Here is an 18,306-nt window from a genome sequence, read left to right on the forward strand (position 1 = left end):
GGTGGGCCAGTTTTCGAACAATCGAGCTGCGACAGAGCGCCCTCATAGTGATTACTGCGAATCGGTGCATCGACGGTGTCGAACGCCGCCGGTTCAGGGGCTCCCATCACCGACACGGATGGTCACGGCGGGACGGACTCGCAGTAATCACTATCAGTCGTCAGCCGGCGCGGACCGGGACCCCGGCATCGGGACGGGTACGGCGTCGCGTTCCAGCTCGTCGAGTGCGGCCTGGGCGGCCTTCTTACCCGAGAGCAGCATCGCGCCGAACGTCGGCCCCATTCGGGTCAGACCGTGGACCGTCGCCGTCGACAGCCCGGCGGTGATGAGCCCGTCGTGGACCGTCCCGGTGTTCTCGACCACCGCGTCCTCGCTGCGCCCGACCCACATGGAGTCGTGGCCCGGCGAGTCGTGGCCCGGGGCGCCGTACTCGCCCGCTCCGGACTGGTCCATTCCGGTGTTGTGCTCGCTGGCGTGTTCGATGCCCGGCGCCTCGAGGACGTTGCGCTCCTGGAGTTTCGAGACGACGACGGCCTCGTGACCCGTCGCGTCGATGACCAGGTCGGACTCGACGGCGATCGGGTCGACGCAGGTGAGCTCTCGGGGGAGCGCGTGGACCGGCGTCCAGTTCATCACGATGCCGGCGACGCGGTGGTTCTCACGAACCACTACGTCGGTGAACTCCGTCATGTTCTGGATACGGGCACCGGCGTCACAGGCCGCCTTGATGAGCGCCGAGCAGGCGTGGGGCCCCTGGGCAACGTAGAGATCCTCGGTCTCCTCGTCCTCCTCGTACGGGACACCGAGGTCGTCGAGGGTCTGCTGAGCGGGGGCTCGGACCGTGAGCTTGTTCATCAGGAACCCGCCCAGCCAGAAGCCGCCGCCGAGGTAGTTGTTCTTCTCGACGACGGTGACGTCGACGTCACGCTGGGCGAGTTCTTTCGCGGCCATCAGCCCCGAGGGGCCGCCACCGACGATGATAACCTCGCTGTCCGTCGCATCCCGGAACTCCTCGACCCAGGAGTCGGTGATTGCTCGGGTTACTGCGCCTTCGCTCGCGTCGCTGAAGCCATCGAACGACATACCACTTGATTGTACTACTTAGTAATTAAGCGTTCCGGAGGGATGAGTTCTGCGCCAGGAACGCCAGTCGCTCGCTCAGACAGGCAGTTCGATCTCTTCGGCGGCGAGGAACGCGCCGGCGACACCCAGGGTGATAACGGCAGCCCAGAACAGTATCACCGGCTCGCCCCAGCCGTCAGTGACGGTGACGGCGGCGATCCACGCCAGTACCCCCGTCCCGAGAACGAACCCGGCCTCCTCCAGTTCGACCATACTCCCGGTGGCAGCCGGGGGTACGTTAGTGTGACGTTCCCCGGCGCCTCACTCCCGCTCAGCGAGCAGCGAGGTGTTCAGCTGCTCCGCCGTGTTCTCGACGGCGTCCTCGCTGTCGCTCTCGGACCGGCCGGCGAGCGCTGCCCGGGTGATAGTCGCGGCGAGTTCGTCTGCGTCCCTGTCGACGACCGGCGCGATGGCGGCCCGGAGTACGGTGGGGTGGACCTCGATGACTCCGAGTTCGCTCTCATCGCTCGCCTGAGCGCGCTCGTGCCGGTCCCGGAGTTCCAGCCACGCGCGAACAGTTGCGCCCGTATACTCACGAGCGAGCAGCACCGGGTCGTCGACGGCGGGAATCGTCGAAAGGAATCCGGCACCGGGGCTCTCGGCGTCGATGCGGGCGGCGGTCCACTCCCGAATCGCCTCCCCGTCTGCGTGCCGGGGGAGCTCCATCTCGGCAGCGCGAAGGAGCTCCGCCTCGGCCTCGGCCACGTCGTGGAACGCGTCGCCCACAACCACGGTGTCCGCGCCGGCGTCCCGCACCTGGGCCACGTCCTCGGTGTCGGCGAGCCCGCCACCGTACCAGATGCGTGAGCGGATCAGCGCGTCATCCAGCAGTTCGAGCGTCTCGACGGCCCCGTCCCCACCGAAGGTGCCAGAGTACTCCAGATAGAGAATCTCGGAGTCGAGATGCCGGTCGGCGGCCATCGCTCGCTGTTTTGCCCCACGGGGCGAGAGCACGTCAGCCTCGGTGACGCCGGCCTCTCGTGCGGCCGCACTGTCGGGGTTCTGGACGATATAGGCCTCGAACGCCGCCTGTGAGAGCAGCAACGTGGTACTGATGTCCGCGAGATAGTCGGCGATGCCGGCGGGGAGCCACGACGCTTTATCCCGGACGAGTGCGGGCGCGAGCTGCTCCCGGACGCTCTCGATGGCCACGCCGAGCGTGCCGACGAGCGCCTCGCTGCCGCCGTTGAGTACCTCCGGAACGAGCAACAGATCCGCCACCTCCTGACTCCGCTCGGTGACGTGGTCGGCGCCGCTCGGCTCGTGACAGAGGGGCGTCTCCAGCCCGGTGAGCAGGTCGAACGCCGCCTCCGTGTTGCCAGGGGTGACGTCGGCGGAGCCCCCGACGGAGAGCGCGTCCGTCTCCGAGAGCCAGAGAGGGTACAGCAGCGGGAGCTTCTTCGCACCCTCCGGATCGATCTTGGTCACGTGCTGCCAGTCGGCGGGCACGGGGTTGCTGTCGAGGGCGCTCCGAGCGAGCACGCCCACGAGGTCAGCCAGCCGCTCGGCCCGCGCCGCGAAATCGCGTCGCATGGCTGGACCTTATCCGGTGGGCGGAAAACCTGCGCGGTTCGGCTCGCCGGATGGATAGCTTCAAACCGATGGTGGGCCGACGGGGAGCCATGTCCGGACCGCTCCGTGAGGCTGCCGACCGCCTCGCCGGCGTCGAGGCGCTCCCGACGCCCGCCCGTGCGGTGTTCAGTCACTACGCCGAGGGTGGGACGCTCGAACTCTCGGCCATCCGTCTCCAGCGACGCGTCGAGAACGAGGTCGAGGAACTCGTCGACGACGCCTACCAAAACGTCGAGGCCGCCATCGCCGACGAGTTCGGCCGCGACTCCGTCGAGTTCTCCTACGACACCAAGCTGACGCTGCCGGTCGAACTCACGCTGAGCCATCTCTACCGCCGGGCGACGGAAGCGGCGCCGCCGGGTATCGACCCCATCGACGGCACGCGCCGCACGGACCCGCTTTCTACCGCTCGCCGTCGCGTCGCCGACACCGACCCGGCGGAACTGGTCAACGAGGTGCGCCAGGCCGAAGAGGTGGCCGAACTCGTCATCGTCGCGCTGCTCGACGGCGACATGCGCGATGCGATCAACGACGCCGAGTACGAGGATTTTCACGTCGATTTCGACCTGCCAGCGGCGGACCGCGGCCGGGTCGCCGGCATCGCCCAGGAAGTGCTTCAGGCCGCCGTCCAGGAGCGCTTTGCGGCGTTTCCCCATTCGGTTCGGGACGCGTACGACGCCGCCGTCGAACGCTCGGAGGCCCACCAGGACCGCGACCCGCATTTCCGGGAGCTGATGATCGACGCCGCCGTCGCCGCCGAGGCAGACGCCGTCGCGGACGCGACGGTTGGCGATGTATCAGCTGAGGGAACCCGCAAGGAGGTCGAGGCCGAGGCCGCCCGCGAGGCACTGCGGACGGAGTACAAACACGCCGAGTTCGACGAGCCGCCGGCGCTGTTTGGCGACGCCGAACTCGACCTCCCGTATCTTGTGACCCAGTACGACCGGGTGGGCGTCATCTACCATGGGATGGTCGAGATGTTCCGTGCGGCCGGCATCGAGCTCTCGGAGCCGTTCGAGCGGGCGGTGGTGCTCGCCATCATCGGCGCACAGCTCTGGCTCGACGACGTGGACGACTTCGACGCCGACATAGCGGAGGGACAGCTCACCCCTGTCACTGCCGAGTATCTGCTCGCCGAAAGCGACGCCGAGGCTTACGAGCACGTCGTCTCCATCACGGAGACGTATCTCGACTGCGCCCGCGAGGCCGCCCAGTCATCCGACGCGCCGGTGACTGGCATCGCCGTCGAGTATATCCGCCATTCCGGCGAACCCGAGAAACTGCCGCGGTAACGCCCGACCCGCACAGCACGGGCTTCGGTGACTCACACCAAACGTATTTGCCAACAGCCCACACGGATAGAGCCATGAGTCACCATCTCGAAACCGCGAGTCGGGAGACCATCCGGGAGGCCCAGGGCGAGCGCCTGCGTGAGACCGTCGCCGACGCCTACGAGAAGGTCCCACTCTATCGTGAGCGCCTCGACGAGGCCGGCATCGTGCCCGAGGATATCGCGCACATCGACGATATCCCCGACCTCCCGATGACGACGAAGGAGGATTTCCGCGACGAGTACCCCGACGGGCTGTTCGCGGTCGAGTGGGACGACGTCACGCGTATCCATGCCTCCTCCGGCACGACGGGAACGCCGAAGATCGTCTCTTACACGCAGGAGGACCTCGACATCTGGCGGGAGGTGATGGCCCGTTCGCTCGTGGCTGCTGGCGTCACGGCTACCGACGTGGTCCAGAACTCCTACGGCTACGGGCTGTTCACCGGTGGGCTCGGCGTCCACGCGGGCGTCGAGGAGATCGGCGCCTGTGTCATCCCGATGGGGGGTGGGAACACGGTCCGTCAGATCTCCATGCTGGAGGACCTCGACAGCGACGTGCTTACCTGTACACCCTCCTACAGCCTCTACCTCGCCGAGCGAATGGCCGACCGCGGTGTCGACCCCGAGTCGCTCGACCTGTCCACCGTCATCATCGGCGCCGAACCGTTCACCGACGCGATGCGCGAGGAGATCGAGGCCGCCCTCGACGTGACCGCAATCGACATCTACGGGCTCTCGGAGATCATCGGTCCCGGCGTCTCTATCGAGTGTGCGGCCGCCCAGGAGGGGCTCCACATCTGGGAGGACCACTTCTATCCCGAAGTTGTCGACCCTGAATCGGGCGAGCCACTCCCCGAGGGTGAGGAGGGGGAACTCGTGCTGACGACGCTCACGAAGCAGGCGCTCCCGGTGCTGCGCTACCGGACCGGGGACATGACCTCGCTGACCTACGAGGAGTGTGACTGTGGACGGACCACTGTCCGGATGGACAACGTCACCGGCAGAACTGACGACCTGCTCATCGTCCGCGGGGCCAACGTCTACCCCTCCCAGATCGAGGAGGTGATGGTCGAGATGGCGGAAGTCGCGCCCCACTACCGGATCGACCTGCGCCGCGAGGACGAACTCGACCGGCTCGAAATCACCGCCGAGCGCCACGAGTCCCATGACGGCCCTGTGGCCGACCTCGCGGAGCGAATCGAAACGAAACTGTACGAAACCCTTTCCGTTTCGCCCGATTCCGTAGAGGTCGTCGACCCCGGCGGCATCGAGCGCACAGAGGTTGGGAAGGTCAAACGGGTGTACGATCACCGGTAGGCTGGCGGCTCTGAGTTCCGGCTGCCGGTTTTACCCCCAGACGGCTCGGTCAGCCCGCCGATTCCATCGGTCGCCTCGACAAACTGTGGGCCACGTTCGGCGGGGGGGAGCCCTGGTACGGACCGATCGAACCAGCCGTCGAACTTCCGATGGCGGCGTGACCGTACCGGGGTGCCAACTTTTACTATATAGCCGACTAACAGGAGTTTATGTCCGATGTACTCGTGGTCGGCGGCGGCCCCGCCGGTCTGAGCGCTGCACTGTTCACCGAGAAAAACGGTCTCGCGACGACCGTCTTCGACGCCGACGAGACGTGGATGCACAAGGCGCACCTGTTCAACTACCCTGGTATCGGCTCGCAAGACGGCTCGGCCTACCTGGAGACGCTCCGCAAGCAGGTCGACGGCTACGGTGTCGAGCGTCACGAGACGGAAGTCACCGGCGTCGAACAGGCCGGCGACGGCTTCCGCGTCACCACCGAGGATGGCGAACACGAGGCGCCGTACCTGGTGCTGGCGACCGGTGCGAACCGTGACCTCGCCGATGACCTCGGCTGCGCGTTCGACGGCGACGTCGTCGACGTGACCGTCTCGATGGAGACCAGCATCGACGACGCCTACGCGACTGGTGGGATGGTTCGGGCCCAGGAGTGGCAGGCCGTCATCTCCGCCGGCGACGGCGCCGCGGCCGCGCTCAACATCCTCTCGAAGGAGGAGGGCGAGCATTTCCACGACTTCGACACACCAGGCGACAACGAGGCGCTGTTCGGCGGCGAATAGGTCACCAGCCGAACCCGTTTTCACCGGGAGCTGCGGCCGAACAGCGCCTGGAACAGCCCGTGCCACTCATCGGGTTCGACCGGTTCTTCCCGCTCATCCCCACCGGTCCAGCGGATCAGTGAGTCGGTTCTGAGCGTCTGGTAGCCGTACTCAGTCGCAATGGTCGCGACGGGGGCTCCCGTGAACGGCGATTCGGGCGCGCTCGCCAGATACTCACAGGTTGCCTCGAAGTACGAGAGCTCTCGCGGGCGGTCGGTGAACAGATAGCGGTCCTCCCACTCGCCCTCGGGAAGCCGGTACTGGGTGAGAAACTCCTCGTCGGGGCGCTCGCTCTCGACGACGCGCCAGGCGACGCCGACGTCGTCGACGACGACCTCGCCGTCAATTGGAAGCGGTCGGCGAAGCTGTGGCGCACCCGTTCCCACGTCGAGGAGATAGCGCCGGTCGAACTCGACGGCGATGGTGTGGTGGTTCGCCGGCGGGCGGCCGGTGCCGTCGTCGCCAACCATCCGCGCCGCGACGCGGTCGGCGTCGAAGCCGAGTTCACGGAGCAGCCAGGTGAACAGTCCGTTCAGCTCGAAGCAGAAGCCGCCCCGTTCGCGTTCGACGATCTTCTGGTAGAGGTGCGGCAGGTTGAGCTGAACGCCCGCAGGGGGCGTTGGGTCCGCATCGAACGGGTCGCCAACGATATCCAGGTTCTCGAACGGCACCGCCTGGGCGTGGGCCCGCTGGAGGCGGCCCGCCGTTTCGAGTGTTGGCGCCAACTCCGTGTCGACATGATTTGACTGCGTCCGATTGGCAGACGGCCTTCGCTCGTCGAACCCGATCCGCTCGAGATACGCCGTGGTCTCCATCCCTACTCGCAGGCAGTCTGCCGGAACTGCGAGAGGCAGTCGAACGAGGCGCCGCAGTCCCGACACGCCCACTGGTTGGTGATCGTGTGGTCGCCGATATCCATCGGCCAGTCGCTCATATCCGAGCGGACGGGCGCTCGGCTGTTGAACGTTCCGCCGCGGCTCATACTGCCGGACAGAAGTCAGTACAGACTCGCTCACCAGTCTCTGGCTCTCACACGAGCTGACGGCCGATTCACGGCGAGCGATGGTTGTATCATTCTGTCCGGCAGTATCAGTCAGCGTCGTCGCCGTTATCCGCCCAGCGTTCGTCCTCGTGCCCTGCGAGTGAGGCGAGGGTGTGACACGACTCGCGTTCGAACGGCAGTTCGTCGATCCCGTCGACGACGATCTCACCTGCTGAGACCTGATGCGTCGGCGGGCTTCGTGGCCACCGATGCGGTACAGATAGCGGTCGCGGACCAGTCTCTGGTGACACGCACGTTGCTGCTCTGTCAGGCCTGTGGAACGCATCGGGTTCGGGATGGCCGTGACTGCAGCCTCCGGAGCATCGAACGAGCTCCCGCACCCGCTCGACTGGGGTGGTGTTTCCCGCATGGCCTGTCCGGTGGTCGTCGACGCCGCCAACCTCGACGGGTAGCGGGGCCCCAAGCGGAGGAACGAAAATGGCTCGCTGCGGTCCCGCCGGCGTGTTCGCTGTACTGACGGGCTCCGCCACGGCACGCGCAGTCGGAAGGATGGGCGCAGCGGAGGACCGGTTTACCCCCACGTCCAGCGGGCATCGAGCACGAACCGGTATAGCCCGCTGACGACGATTCCGACCGCATTGGCCGCCAGATAGGGGACAGTCACCCACTCGACGAGGCCATAGAGGACGCCGAGCTGAATCGGTATCGCCGTCCCGCGGATGACGTTGGTCTTGACCAGACCGACGAGATACGAGACGGTTCCAGTGTTCTGTTTCGCTTTGAACGTCCACGCGTTGTTGAGGATGTACGTGAGGACGATGGTGATCTCGATGGAGATGGTCGCGCCGATGAGGTAGTTCAGCGCCGCCGCGTCGACGAATAGCCAGAGCAACAGCATCTGTACCCCGGCTGTGGCGGTCCCGACGGCGACGAATCGGCGGAGTTGCACGGCGACCGGGCCGCTCCGCAGACTGCGGAGGAATGTCCGGAGCATCTATCGATAGCCCAGCGCCTCCAGTCGCTGTTGGAGGTCATCGTCCACGTCGGGGTCCGTCTCGTCCCCGTTTCCATCGCGGAGCATGCTCGCATGGGCAGCAACGATTGGGCCGGACTTCTTCATCATCCGCCGCGCCTCCGGCGTCGGGTCTGCCGACAGATCCGTCTGCTGGGCCGGATCCGACGGCCGGTGGTAGAGCTCGGTCGTTCCCTCGTCGACGTTCGCTATGTAGGTCCAGTGCTGGGTCCGGACGCTCACAAGCAGATCCCCCTCGTCGAGCGAGCGTGGGATGGGCTGGGTCGTCACCTCTTCGCCGCGGACGGTCACCGAGACGACGGGCTGGTCGTCCGGAGCGTCGCCCTCGAGTATGGTCGGGACGAGCGATTGTCCCTGCCACTTCGGCGACTGCGCCACGTCGAGCAGATCGGCGACTGTCGGCGGTATCGCGTCGAGGCCAACCTGCCCCTCGATGCGGCGAGCCGGCGCGTCGGGGGCGTCGACGATGAGCGGCACGTGCGCCAGTTCGTCGTAGAGCTTCGGGTAGTGGGCGAGATGGCCGTGGTCCTGGAACTCCTCACCGTGGTCGCCCGCGACGACGACAGCGGTGTCGTCCCGAACGCCGTTTCCCGAGAGCGTCTCCAGCAGCCGACCGATGCTGGCGTCGACCTGCCGGACCGTCGCCTGATAGAGCATCCGGAGATCCGCGAGCGTGCGCTCGCCGACCTCCCAGCCCAGTCCGGTTCGGGAGTGTGCAAGCAGCATCCGATGGGTACCCAGGAAATCTGAAGACACCTCGCGGATATACCGCGGCGCGGGAACGTACGGCGTGTGGGTGTCCATGTAGTGGACCCAGAGGAAGAACGGCTCATCCGTTTCCTCGATGAACGATGTCGCGGCGTGTTCCACGTCGAACATCCGTGAGGTGTCCAGAAACGGCCGGTCGTCGGTCTCTCCGCGGAGCCACGACCCCACGCGACGGACGGGCGAACTCGCCAACTGGAGCCAGGCTTCGACGGTCGGGTGGGTCGCGAGATACCGGCTGTAGATACTGGAGCCGACACTCGTGACGAACGGTTCGAACTCGTCGAAGCCGTCGTCGTACCCCCAGTGGGAGGTGAGGAAGCCGTTGGCGGCGTTGAAGCCGGCCGTTGCGACGCCGGCCTCGGAGAGGGTCTCTGCGAGCGTCTCCACCCCATCGACGCCGATTCCGCCGGTATCGGCGAACACTGGGCGCGATGCCAGAATGGACGGGAACGAGAACGGCGTCCAGTTCCCCGTGGCAAAGGCCCGCTCGAAAGTGGTCCCGCGCTCAGCAAGCGAGTCGAGGACGGGCGTGTGACGACTATCGTCGTAACTACCGAGGGCGTCTGTTCGGAGCGAGTCCACTGTGACGAGTACGACGTTCTCCATTTCGATTGGGGAGTGGTGGCCGTTGGTCGGGTCGGCGGAGAGCCCGCCGGTAGCTTGGTAGTAAGGCCCCGAGCTTAAATCAGTATCAAAGTCGGCCGAGGACTGGGGCAGACGAACGCGCCGGGGTGAAGCGGGTCTTAGAGGTTGCTCGCCCCGGCGCCGCCCTCGATGGGGATGGAGACGCCGTTGATGTAGGAGGATTTCGGAGACGAGAGGAACGCGACGGTGTCGCCTAACTCCTGCGGGTCGCCGATTCGACCAAGCGGGATACCGCCGCCCCAGTCGGCGACGCCTTCCTCGTAATCCTCGTACTCGCCGCGCTCGACAGCCTGCTCGACGAGGTCCTCGATACGGGACGTCTCGTGGGGGCCTGGCAGCACCGAGTTCGAACGCACTTCGGGCGCGAGCTCTTTCGAGAGCGTCTTCTCCAGGCCGATGACGGCCATCCGGACGGAGTTCGAGAGCACCAGGGAGTCGATCGCCTCCTTCACCGAGCGGGAGGTGATGAACGTCATCGTCCCGTTATCTGCCTCTTTCAGATGCGGGGCGGCCTCCCGCACCGTTCTGACCGCACTCATCACCAGCAGGTCGAACGCGTCGTACCAGTCCTCGTCGTCGGTGTCCATGAACGCCCCGCTGGGCGGGCCGCCCGCGCTCGTGACCAGCGTGTCGAGGCCGCCGAACTCCTCGACCGTTCGGGTGACGAGGGTCTCGATATCCGCTTTCTCGGTCAGGTCGCCCTGGACGCCGACGACGTGGCCGTCGCCGACGGGTTCCAGTTCGTCCACCGTTTCAGCGAGTCGCTCCTCGTCGCGGCCGTTGACGACGACGTTCGCGCCCTCGCGGGCCAGCGCCTTCGCGGACGCTTTGCCGAGACCGCTGCTTGAAGCTGTGACGAGCGCACTCGTGCCTTCGAGTTCTAACTCCATACCCGGGGTTCCGGGTGAAAGATTATAAATCCGGCCTGCTCCGGAAACGTCTGTGGGGTTCCCGTCCGCGCCGGTCGGGTCGGCGGCGCTGCCCGCGGCGAAGCCGGTCGCTTCCGGTCCCACCCACCCGGACACAATCGTTTTCGGCAAGCCTAAAAACTCGGCCCGCCGAGAGGACGACGATGAGTGAGTATGGGCTGTCGGACGTGAGCGTCGTAATGGGGAGCTACAACGAGGCCGAGGCCATCGGCCCGGTGCTCGACGATATCGAGGCCGCAACCGACGGCAAGGCCGACGTAGTCGTCGTCGACAGCTCCACCGACGGCACCGCGGATATCGCCCGAGGCCACGGCGCGACCGTCATCGAGCAGGAGCCCCAGGGCTACGGCATCGCGGTCCGTGAGGCGCTGCTCTCGGCGACAAATGCCGTCCGGATCACGACCGACTGCGACGGCACCTACCCGATGGAGCGCATCCCGGACTTTCTCGACCTGCTCAACGACGGCTACGACGTCGTCAGCGGCGACCGGCTCTACCACGGCGCCGACACGATGCCGACGATGAACCGCTACGGTAACCACGCCTTCGCCGCGCTCGCGAGCGCGCTGCTGGGTGAGCGCGTCCACGACGTGACGACGGGGATGCGCGCGTACCGCGCGGACCTCGTCGAGGAGATCACCTGGACCGAGAACACCGGGCTTTCGGCCGAACTGTTGTTGCGCCCGGTGATGCGTGACTACGACGTGCGCGAGGAGCCAATCGCGTACGACGAGCGGCTGGGTGAGACGAAACTCGACCCGTTCACTGGCGGGGCGGAGATCGCGAAATCCATCGTGAAAGTCTGTCTGGACGAGCGACGACGGTACCGCTCCCTTCTACGCTGATTCGTTCTGTAGGTTCGTCTCCACGACCGCCCAGCCGGGCGATTCACCCAGTCCGACCGGCACACAGCGGTCCGGAACCGGACAGCGCTCGACCGTCGGTGAGAGCGCACGGTGCTGGCCCCGCTCCTCGGCGACGAGAACGCTCAGCCGATAGCTGAACCCGGAGCCAGCCCCGGGGCCCGTGGAGACGAACACCTCGACGACCAGTTCATCACGTTCCGCGACGGCGACCCGTCCGTCACCGCTTCCACCGGTCGAGATGTTCGGACCAGTAAGTTCCGCCCGGCCGTCCGCGATGGTCAGGGTCAGTCTGAGCCTGTCGAGCGTGCTGTTCGCGACGTAGTAGGCCGACCCCGTCTCCCCACCAACCCGGAGAGTCACGCTCTCGGCATCGCTGGGGAGTCCGAGCGACGCGCCCAGCCGCAGCCTCTCGCCCGATACGCGCTGGACCTGCCGCAGTTCTGCCGTGACAGGGACACCGTCGGTCGGGTTCCACGAGCCACGAAAGACGTAGCGGTAGAGCGGTTTCTCCGGGAACGTGTCGGCGACAGCGAGTTCGCGAGTGTCTCCCAGCGCATAGATACTGCCCGCGAACTCACCGTCGTTTCGCAGTAGCTGGAACGGGTGGTTCAGCCACGGACCGTACGGCGTCGGGAGGAAGACGACCGCTCCGGCGTCCGGTCCACGCGGGCCGGCAACGGTGGCTTTCCGCTGGTTCAACTCCCCCATCGGCGCGTATCCCGCAGCGAGTTCCTCGCTCACCGCCCCATTGCGCGATACCGGCCCCTCGGCGGTCGTCGCCGCCACGGCGCCGACGAGGGTCGCGCTGATTACCAGCGCAGCCAGCGAGAGTTGGCGGGCTGTCCGTGCGTCGAACCGAGTCGTCGCGTGACGATTGAGCCACTGTGTGCCGGCGACGACGGCCACCGCGGCAAACAGCGCCGTCGGAACGAGCAGGTCGTAGTGGTAGTACGGCCCGAGATACTGGACCAACCCGTCATCCGGCACGGAGAGCCGGCCGAGTACGTTGTGGTTCCCCCAGAACGCAACGTTGCCCGCCGGGATAGTGAGAAATAGCGCGGCGACCAGCGCCGGGCGGGTCGACCTCTCGGTGGCGCCGGCTTCTCCGTCATCTCGAACGAGCCGGTCTCTTGCGGTTACGAGCAGTCCAGCGGCGGCGAGGGCCGTGCCGAGCGCCCCGGCAACGACCCACTCAGTGAACAGCAGCGCGAGCACCCGGCTGTTGGCTTCGAGCGCCAGCGAGAGTGTGTAGTTCGTCTCGTGGCCGAGGATCTGTCGGTGGCCGAAGCCGATGCCGTCGGCGGGCGCGAACGCCTCGTACGGGAACACCAGCGGGTCGCCCGTGACGAGGGCGTTGTAGCCCAGCGCGACGGCGACGCCGGCACTACCGAGCGATGCAGTCAGAATCCGGCGCGTCAACAGTGCCCGGTCTGAGGCCGTGATAGCGTCGTTGGCGCCGTTGACCAGCCGAAACGGGGTTCGCCACGCTCCCGAGCGCGCGAGCGTGATGCAGGCGTGAACGACGAACGGGAGTCCGAACAGCAACGCAGTGTACGGCCGGGCGAAGAAGGCGATGCCGATGGCCACTCCTGCCGCCGCCGCGGCCCGCCGACTCCCGGTCCGTTCGGCGCGCAGATACGCGAGCGCGAAGGTAAGCTCGAACGCCGCCGTCAGCGCGTAGGGGAGATAGACGCCCGAGTGAACCAGGAACAGCGGCGACGCGATGACGAACAGCCCCGCGAGCAGCCCGGTGCGGGCGTCGAACAGTTCCCGGCCCACTCCCGCGGTCAGCGCGACGATTGCTCCGGAGACTCCGGCGAGTGCGAGCGGGAAGCCGCCGAGCAGGCGGCCAAGCGCGAACACCGCCGCCGGGACGGGTGCGTACTTCGCGTAGAGCCCCCGCTCGCTCTCCACGAAGAACCAGGGCCGAAACGCGTCTTCGACCGGCTGGTCGAGGAAGAGTCGCCCCGAGAGCAGCAGTTCGGCCTGCTGGAGGTAGACACCCTCGTCGTGATTGAGCGAGCGGTAGGGAAACAGCTCCGTCGTCGCGAGCACCGAGACAGCGGCCCCACCGAGCGCGAGCAGAATCGTCGCCGCGCGGACACGGTCGAGCCAGTCGAAGCGCTCGAAAATCGAGGAGCCGTCGTGCCAGCCCATCTACGGCGTCGGATACCAGGCGAGCGTGTGGTCAGCGACGAGTCGGACCCGAACCGGCTCACCCGTCTCGAACACCTCGGCGTGGTTGTGGAGACAGCGGACGACAGTTCCGTCGGTCAGTTCGACGTGGTAGACGAACGACGGTCCGGTGTACTGGCGCCGGATGACGGTGCCGTCCGCCTCAGCTTCGCCAACTGGGGTGAGCCGCAGGTCGTCGGGTCTGACCAGCACGTCGACGGTGACGCCAGCGTACTCGTCGGAGATCCCTTTCAGTAGCGCCCGGCTGTAGGAGCCGATATCCGTTTCGACGGTCTCCTCGCCGACCCGCCCGGGGAGGAAGGATGCCTGTCCGAGGAACGAGGCGACGAAGCGTGATTTGGGCTGCTCGAACAGCTGTGCGGGCGTCCCAACCTGTTCGACGTGGCCGTCGTGCATCACGGCGACGCGGTCGGAGATGGAGAGCGCCTCCTCCTGGTCGTGGGTCACTGAGACGGCTGTGACGCCCGCTTCGTCGAGAATACGGGTTACCTCCTCACGCATCTCTACGCGGAGGCGCACGTCCAGGTTCGAGAACGGCTCGTCGAGCAGCAGGACGTCGGGTTCGGGGGCGAGCGAGCGCGCGAGTGCGACACGCTGGCGCTGTCCGCCCGAGAGGTCGCCTGGCGAGCGGTCGCCGTAGCCGTCGAGTCCCACGAGGTCGAGGAGTTCGGCCACCCGCTCGTCGGCAGCGTCGCTGTCCGGGTTCTCCAGGCCGAACGCGATGTTCTCCGCGACAGTGAGATGCGGGAACAGCGCGAACTCCTGGAACACCATCCCCACGTCACGCTGCTCCGGGGGAACTGTCGGCCCGTCGCCGGCAACGACGACGCCAGCAACGGAGACGGTTCCCGCAGTCGGTTCTTCGAGACCGGCGATGGCCCGGAGCGTCGTCGTCTTCCCGCAGCCCGAGGGACCGAGAAGCGTCAGCAGCTCCCCCTCCCGGACCGAGAGATCGACACCCTCGACAGCGGTCTCGGAGCCGAACTGCTTGACCACGTCCTCGAGTTCCAGCACTGTCGGCTGGGTTTCTTCCTCGGATTGCACGCTCGTCGCGGTCGTCGACTCCGTTCTGGCGGTCCCATTCGTTCCCGCGTCGGAGCCCCCTTCGGTGGCTGGAGCCGCCTCCGGTCCCCCCATCCCGTCAGTCAATGCGCCGGTCCGCTCTCCGTCCGTCGACGCGGACCCGTCGGTCACTCGCTCGCTGTCGGCGGCCGGCTCGTCAGGTGCGGATTCGGCGTCGGGCATTGTTAGCTCCGTTCCTGTCGCAAAAGCGGGACCATCGACAGTCCCGACAGCACCACCAGCACCAGCGCCGGTAGCGCCGCCCGGCCGTAGTAGCCCGCTTCTTGTACTCGCCAGATGTAGGTCACCAGCGTTGTAAACCCTGTCGGGTGAAGGATGAGCGTTGTATCCAGCTCTTTCATCGTCGTGAGAAAGACGAGAGCGGCGCCAGCGAGTAGTCCTGGCGCGATGAGCGGGAGGGTCACGCGCTGGAACGCCCGTCGCGGCGGCTCGCCGAGGACGCGTGCAGCGCCGATGAGTTCGCGGTCGATCCCGAGCACCGAGGAGCGGGCCGACCCCACCGCCTGCGGGAGGAACCGGACGACGTAGGCGAACACCAGGAGCGGAAGCGACTGGTAGACCAGCTGTGCGGCCTCCACGCTGACGTACTGCTGCAGCCAGTTGCTGCTGAAAAAGACCAGTGAGAGGCCGAGCACGACGCCGGGCATCGCGTAGCCCAGATACGTCGCCCGCTCGGAGATTCGGGCGACCAGCGAGCCCGAGCGGCCGGCGTAGTATGCGACGGGGAGCGCGAACAGTAGCGTCACGAAGGCGGCGAGCGCGGCCACGTAGACGGAGTTCATCGCGAAGGCGGGCTGGAACGCCAGCCCCCCGCCGGCGTAGCCCGGGCCGGACCGGAGCAGCCACATCGTCAGAATCCCGACCGGGAGGACGAGCGTGAACACCGAGACCAACGCGGGCAGCAGGGTCGCTACCCAACGCAGCCGACCCAGCGAGACCATCGGCGTCGAGGAGGCGGGGGTCCCGTAGCCAGACGCATCCTCGCCGCCGACGCGGGACTCCAGGGCGAGTACCACAGCCGTCACGGTCAGCAGTTGGAGCGAGAGCAGCGTCGCGTTCGCCCGGCCGACGCCGAAGCTGTTGAGTTCGACGTAGATGACTCGGGTGAACACGTCGTAGCGCATGATCGCGGGCGTCCCGAAATCCGAGAGCGTGTAGAGCGCGACCAGCAGCGCGCCCGCCGTGACCGCCGGCGCCACCTGTGGGAGGATGACCCGGCGGAACGCTCTGGGGTAGCTGTGGTTCAGCGTGCGGGCGGCCTCCAACTGCGTCTCGTCGAACGAGAGCAGCGAGGCACGGGTCGTGAGGAACACGTACGGGTAGACGAACAGCGTCAGCACGAGCGCTGTTCCGCCCAGCCCGTACACGGTCGGCACGCCCACACCCAGTGGCGCGAGGACATTCGCGAGCGCGCCACTCGGCCCGAACGCCGAGACGTAGGCGAACGCGCCGATGTAGCTCGGCACGACAAGCGGGACCGCGATCGCGACGGTCCAGAACCGCCGGAATGGGAGGTCGGTCTGGACCGTGAGAACGGCGAGCGGAACGCCAAGCAGGATCGAGGCGCCCGTGACGGCGGCGACGAGGACGAGGCTGTTGAGCAGGACGCCCGTCGCCGTCTGGGACGTGAGCAGCGAGACGGCGTCGGTGACCGGTACCTGTGTGGCCCGCGCAACCAGCCAGAGCAGTGGGGAGAGCACCGCGGCTGCGACGGCGGCCGAAAGCAGGACGAGCGAGAGCGAAACGCCCTCCTCGTCCAGTCCCGCGAGCCCCCGAAGCCGCGTCCGGAGCGCGCTTCCGCCCCCGGAGCTCTCCCGCGTCGCCATCAGAGGACGCCCACCTCACGCATCAGTTCGACCGTCGGCCCGATGTTCGAGAGCTTCGAGAGGTCGATATCCGGCGGGTTCAGCTCGTCGATGGTCGGGAGCCCGCCGACCGGCGGGATCTCCGGAATCATCGGGTACGCGTACGTCCGAGTGGCGAAGAACTCCTGGGCCTCCGCCGAGAGCAGGTGGCGGAGGAAACTGTTCGCCAGGTCGGTCCGCTGGCTGGCCGAGAGCACCGCCGCACCCGCGACGTTGATGAGTGCGCCCGCGTCCCCGCTGGTGAACGCGAGTTCGACCGGAGACTCGGGGCGGGAAGCCTGCACGCGCAGCGCGTAGTAGTGGTTCGCGAAACCGGCCTGGAGTTCGCCGTCGGCAGTGGCGTTGGAGACGAGGAACTCGTTATTGTACTCCGAGACGCCCGCTTCGAGCATATTCTCCAGCCACGTTTTCGTGCGCGCTCGACCCTCCTGCAGCCGCATCGCGGTGACGAACGCCTGGAACGCGCCGTAGGTGGGCGCCCAGCCCATCTCGCCGGCGAACGCCTGCTCCGGGAACGCCATCACGGTATCCGGAATGTCGTCGGCAGAGAGCGCGTTGGTGTTGTACGGGACTGCGCGGGCGCGCCCCGCGGTCCCCACCCAGTCGTTGTTCGGGTGGAACTCGTCGGGGACGGGATCGGTGACCGCCGACGGGAGCGTCTCGGTGAGGTCCTCCTTCGCGACAGCGGAGAGCGAGCCGGCGTCGACGGACCAGAACACGTCGGCGGGCGTCGCCCCGCCCTCGCTGATGAGCGTGTTCGCCGCCTCGGACGTTCCGGACTCCCGCGGCGTCGCGGTGAACTCGGGGTAGATGGTCTCCAGTTTGGTGATGAGGTCGCGGTAGAGCCCACCTTCACCGCCGCCCAGGTAGATGGTCAGTTCACCCGAGAGTGCCGGGAGGTCCTCGATACGCGTGCCGCCGACCTCACCGCGGCCCTCCGCAAGTGCGCCGGAGCCGCGGAACTCCGCGAACGCCGCCTCGCCGCGGGTACCGTTTCCGGTGCCGCCGGTTCCGGTCGGTGTGCCGTCGCCGCCACTGCAGCCCGCAATGCCGACGAGACCGGTCCCCGCGACGGTCGCGAGAAACCGCCGGCGGTTGGTGCGCTCAGTCATCGGCGGGCACCTCCGCGGGCTGTGCGACGGCTGCGTCGAGTGCCGAGAGGCAGTCGAGCCAGTCGCGCATGTACTCGCCGCAGTAGTTGAGGAACGCGCCGTTGGTCCACTCCTCGAACTCGCCGGTTGCGAGCGCCTCGGCCATCGCCGCGTACGCCTCGCGGAACGATTCGGCGCCGGCGCCGGCCTCGTCCTCGGACGGCTCCGCCGTCTGAGCGGCCCGTGGAGCCGAAGGCTCCACGTTGTCGATTACCTCCCAGACGTGTTCGTTGAGTTCGAGGCCCGCAACTTCGTTCTGCAGATCGTCGAACGTCGAGCGGGGCGCTTTGTTGTGCTCACAGAGCGGGCCGCCGTTGTACACCTGTTTATCCAGCAGGTCGCAGGCGCGCTTGAGGAACAGCCCCGACCAGATATCGTCGAAGCGGCCGACATCCCAGCGGTTGTCGTCCATCGGGAGCTGGTAGAACGCCGGGACGACCTCCCGGCGGAACGCGAGATTCATCGAGCAGACGGTGAGATACTGCCCCTCGGCGGCGACGAAATCCTCGCCGAAGTCGTCGGCGCTCGTCCGGGTCTGGGCCTGCCCCTCCAGGTCGCCGTCCATCAGGATTCGCACCGCGTCGAGGTCCGGCACGTTCGTCCAG

General features: G+C 67.1%; 16 protein-coding genes and 1 pseudogene. 5 read left to right on the forward strand and 12 right to left on the reverse strand.

Features of this window, described 5'->3' with window-relative positions:
- Positions 1–153: 153 nt before the first annotated feature.
- From V5A38_RS10190 to V5A38_RS10200, 3 genes are all read right to left on the reverse strand, one after another.
- Positions 154–1,083 (reverse strand): sulfide-dependent adenosine diphosphate thiazole synthase, encoded by a 930-nt coding sequence (locus V5A38_RS10190; protein WP_332325656.1) that lies wholly within the window; start codon positions 1,081–1,083, stop codon positions 154–156.
- 75 nt (positions 1,084–1,158) lie between these two features.
- On the reverse strand, positions 1,159–1,335 hold the full coding sequence (locus tag V5A38_RS10195; RefSeq protein ID WP_332325657.1) for a hypothetical protein: 177 nt from the start codon (positions 1,333–1,335) through the stop codon (positions 1,159–1,161).
- 48 nt (positions 1,336–1,383) lie between these two features.
- Entirely contained in the window at positions 1,384–2,655 is a 1,272-nt protein-coding gene (locus tag V5A38_RS10200; RefSeq protein ID WP_332325658.1) for a geranylgeranylglyceryl/heptaprenylglyceryl phosphate synthase, read from the reverse strand.
- Positions 2,656–2,744: 89 nt separating this feature from the next.
- Here V5A38_RS10200 and V5A38_RS10205 point away from each other — a divergent pair, with 89 nt between their 5' ends.
- From V5A38_RS10205 to V5A38_RS10215, 3 genes are all read left to right on the forward strand, one after another.
- Positions 2,745–3,986 (forward strand): hypothetical protein, encoded by a 1,242-nt coding sequence (locus V5A38_RS10205; RefSeq protein WP_332325659.1) that lies wholly within the window; start codon positions 2,745–2,747, stop codon positions 3,984–3,986.
- Positions 3,987–4,060: 74 nt separating this feature from the next.
- The gene (gene paaK, locus V5A38_RS10210; protein ID WP_332325660.1) at positions 4,061–5,344 is read left to right on the forward strand and encodes a phenylacetate--CoA ligase PaaK; all 1,284 of its coding nucleotides are present in this window, start codon (positions 4,061–4,063) and stop codon (positions 5,342–5,344) included.
- 209 nt (positions 5,345–5,553) lie between these two features.
- Positions 5,554–6,123 (forward strand): NAD(P)/FAD-dependent oxidoreductase, encoded by a 570-nt coding sequence (locus V5A38_RS10215; protein WP_332325661.1) that lies wholly within the window; start codon positions 5,554–5,556, stop codon positions 6,121–6,123.
- A gap of 20 nt (positions 6,124–6,143) precedes the next feature.
- On the opposite strand, the gene V5A38_RS10220 is transcribed toward V5A38_RS10215, so the two are convergent.
- On the reverse strand, positions 6,144–6,977 hold the full coding sequence (locus V5A38_RS10220; RefSeq protein WP_332325662.1) for an arylamine N-acetyltransferase: 834 nt from the start codon (positions 6,975–6,977) through the stop codon (positions 6,144–6,146).
- A gap of 502 nt (positions 6,978–7,479) precedes the next feature.
- Between V5A38_RS10220 and V5A38_RS10225 the strand changes: the two genes are divergently transcribed.
- Positions 7,480–7,617, forward strand: coding sequence for a hypothetical protein (locus V5A38_RS10225; RefSeq protein WP_332325663.1), 138 nt, complete (start codon positions 7,480–7,482; stop codon positions 7,615–7,617).
- A gap of 119 nt (positions 7,618–7,736) precedes the next feature.
- Here the strand turns inward: V5A38_RS10225 and V5A38_RS10230 are convergent, their stop codons facing one another.
- From V5A38_RS10230 to V5A38_RS10240, 3 genes are all read right to left on the reverse strand, one after another.
- Positions 7,737–8,159: a GtrA family protein gene (locus V5A38_RS10230; protein WP_332325664.1), complete on the reverse strand. Its 423-nt coding sequence runs from the start codon at positions 8,157–8,159 to the stop codon at positions 7,737–7,739.
- Entirely contained in the window at positions 8,160–9,572 is a 1,413-nt protein-coding gene (locus V5A38_RS10235; protein ID WP_332325665.1) for a sulfatase, read from the reverse strand.
- A 137-nt stretch (positions 9,573–9,709) separates the two neighbouring features.
- Entirely contained in the window at positions 9,710–10,501 is a 792-nt protein-coding gene (locus tag V5A38_RS10240) for an SDR family oxidoreductase (protein ID WP_332325666.1), read from the reverse strand.
- Positions 10,502–10,683: 182 nt separating this feature from the next.
- On the opposite strand from V5A38_RS10240, the gene V5A38_RS10245 reads away from it, so the two are divergent.
- Positions 10,684–11,385, forward strand: coding sequence for a dolichyl-phosphate hexose transferase (locus V5A38_RS10245; RefSeq protein WP_332325667.1), 702 nt, complete (start codon positions 10,684–10,686; stop codon positions 11,383–11,385).
- Here V5A38_RS10245 and V5A38_RS10250 read toward each other — a convergent pair.
- The 5 genes and pseudogenes from V5A38_RS10250 to V5A38_RS10270 all read right to left on the reverse strand — a co-directional run.
- Entirely contained in the window at positions 11,377–13,563 is a 2,187-nt protein-coding gene (locus V5A38_RS10250) for a glycosyltransferase family 39 protein (RefSeq protein ID WP_332325668.1), read from the reverse strand. The genes V5A38_RS10245 and V5A38_RS10250 overlap by 9 nt on opposite strands.
- A complete protein-coding gene (locus V5A38_RS10255; protein ID WP_332325669.1) occupies positions 13,564–14,847 on the reverse strand; it encodes an ABC transporter ATP-binding protein in 1,284 nt (427 codons plus the stop codon).
- Positions 14,848–14,849: 2 nt separating this feature from the next.
- Entirely contained in the window at positions 14,850–16,511 is a 1,662-nt protein-coding gene (locus V5A38_RS10260) for an iron ABC transporter permease (RefSeq protein ID WP_332325670.1), read from the reverse strand.
- The gene (locus tag V5A38_RS10265; RefSeq protein ID WP_332325671.1) at positions 16,511–17,662 is read right to left on the reverse strand and encodes an extracellular solute-binding protein; all 1,152 of its coding nucleotides are present in this window, start codon (positions 17,660–17,662) and stop codon (positions 16,511–16,513) included. Before V5A38_RS10265 ends, V5A38_RS10260 begins: the two co-directional genes overlap by 1 nt.
- Positions 17,655–18,306 (reverse strand): annotated as a pseudogene (locus V5A38_RS10270) (alpha-1 4-glucan-protein synthase); the annotation flags it as partial. The pseudogene V5A38_RS10270 and the gene V5A38_RS10265, both read right to left, overlap by 8 nt.

The sequence above is a fragment of the Halolamina sp. genome, assembly GCF_036626355.1.
Lineage (GTDB): Archaea > Halobacteriota > Halobacteria > Halobacteriales > Haloferacaceae > Halolamina.

Excerpts from the sequence above, each read along its gene's own strand:
- V5A38_RS10190 (WP_332325656.1), bottom strand. The coding sequence starts at position 1,083 with ATGTCGTTCGATGGCTTCAGCGACGCGAGCGAAGGCGCAGTAACCCGA.
- V5A38_RS10195 (WP_332325657.1), bottom strand. The coding sequence starts at position 1,335 with ATGGTCGAACTGGAGGAGGCCGGGTTCGTTCTCGGGACGGGGGTACTG.
- V5A38_RS10200 (WP_332325658.1), bottom strand. The coding sequence starts at position 2,655 with ATGCGACGCGATTTCGCGGCGCGGGCCGAGCGGCTGGCTGACCTCGTG.
- V5A38_RS10205 (WP_332325659.1), top strand. The coding sequence starts at position 2,745 with ATGTCCGGACCGCTCCGTGAGGCTGCCGACCGCCTCGCCGGCGTCGAG.
- paaK (WP_332325660.1), top strand. The coding sequence starts at position 4,061 with ATGAGTCACCATCTCGAAACCGCGAGTCGGGAGACCATCCGGGAGGCC.
- V5A38_RS10215 (WP_332325661.1), top strand. The coding sequence starts at position 5,554 with ATGTCCGATGTACTCGTGGTCGGCGGCGGCCCCGCCGGTCTGAGCGCT.
- V5A38_RS10220 (WP_332325662.1), bottom strand. The coding sequence starts at position 6,977 with ATGGAGACCACGGCGTATCTCGAGCGGATCGGGTTCGACGAGCGAAGG.
- V5A38_RS10230 (WP_332325664.1), bottom strand. The coding sequence starts at position 8,159 with ATGCTCCGGACATTCCTCCGCAGTCTGCGGAGCGGCCCGGTCGCCGTG.
- V5A38_RS10235 (WP_332325665.1), bottom strand. The coding sequence starts at position 9,572 with ATGGAGAACGTCGTACTCGTCACAGTGGACTCGCTCCGAACAGACGCC.
- V5A38_RS10240 (WP_332325666.1), bottom strand. The coding sequence starts at position 10,501 with ATGGAGTTAGAACTCGAAGGCACGAGTGCGCTCGTCACAGCTTCAAGC.
- V5A38_RS10245 (WP_332325667.1), top strand. The coding sequence starts at position 10,684 with ATGAGTGAGTATGGGCTGTCGGACGTGAGCGTCGTAATGGGGAGCTAC.
- V5A38_RS10250 (WP_332325668.1), bottom strand. The coding sequence starts at position 13,563 with ATGGGCTGGCACGACGGCTCCTCGATTTTCGAGCGCTTCGACTGGCTC.
- V5A38_RS10255 (WP_332325669.1), bottom strand. The coding sequence starts at position 14,847 with ATGCCCGACGCCGAATCCGCACCTGACGAGCCGGCCGCCGACAGCGAG.
- V5A38_RS10260 (WP_332325670.1), bottom strand. The coding sequence starts at position 16,511 with ATGGCGACGCGGGAGAGCTCCGGGGGCGGAAGCGCGCTCCGGACGCGG.
- V5A38_RS10265 (WP_332325671.1), bottom strand. The coding sequence starts at position 17,662 with ATGACTGAGCGCACCAACCGCCGGCGGTTTCTCGCGACCGTCGCGGGG.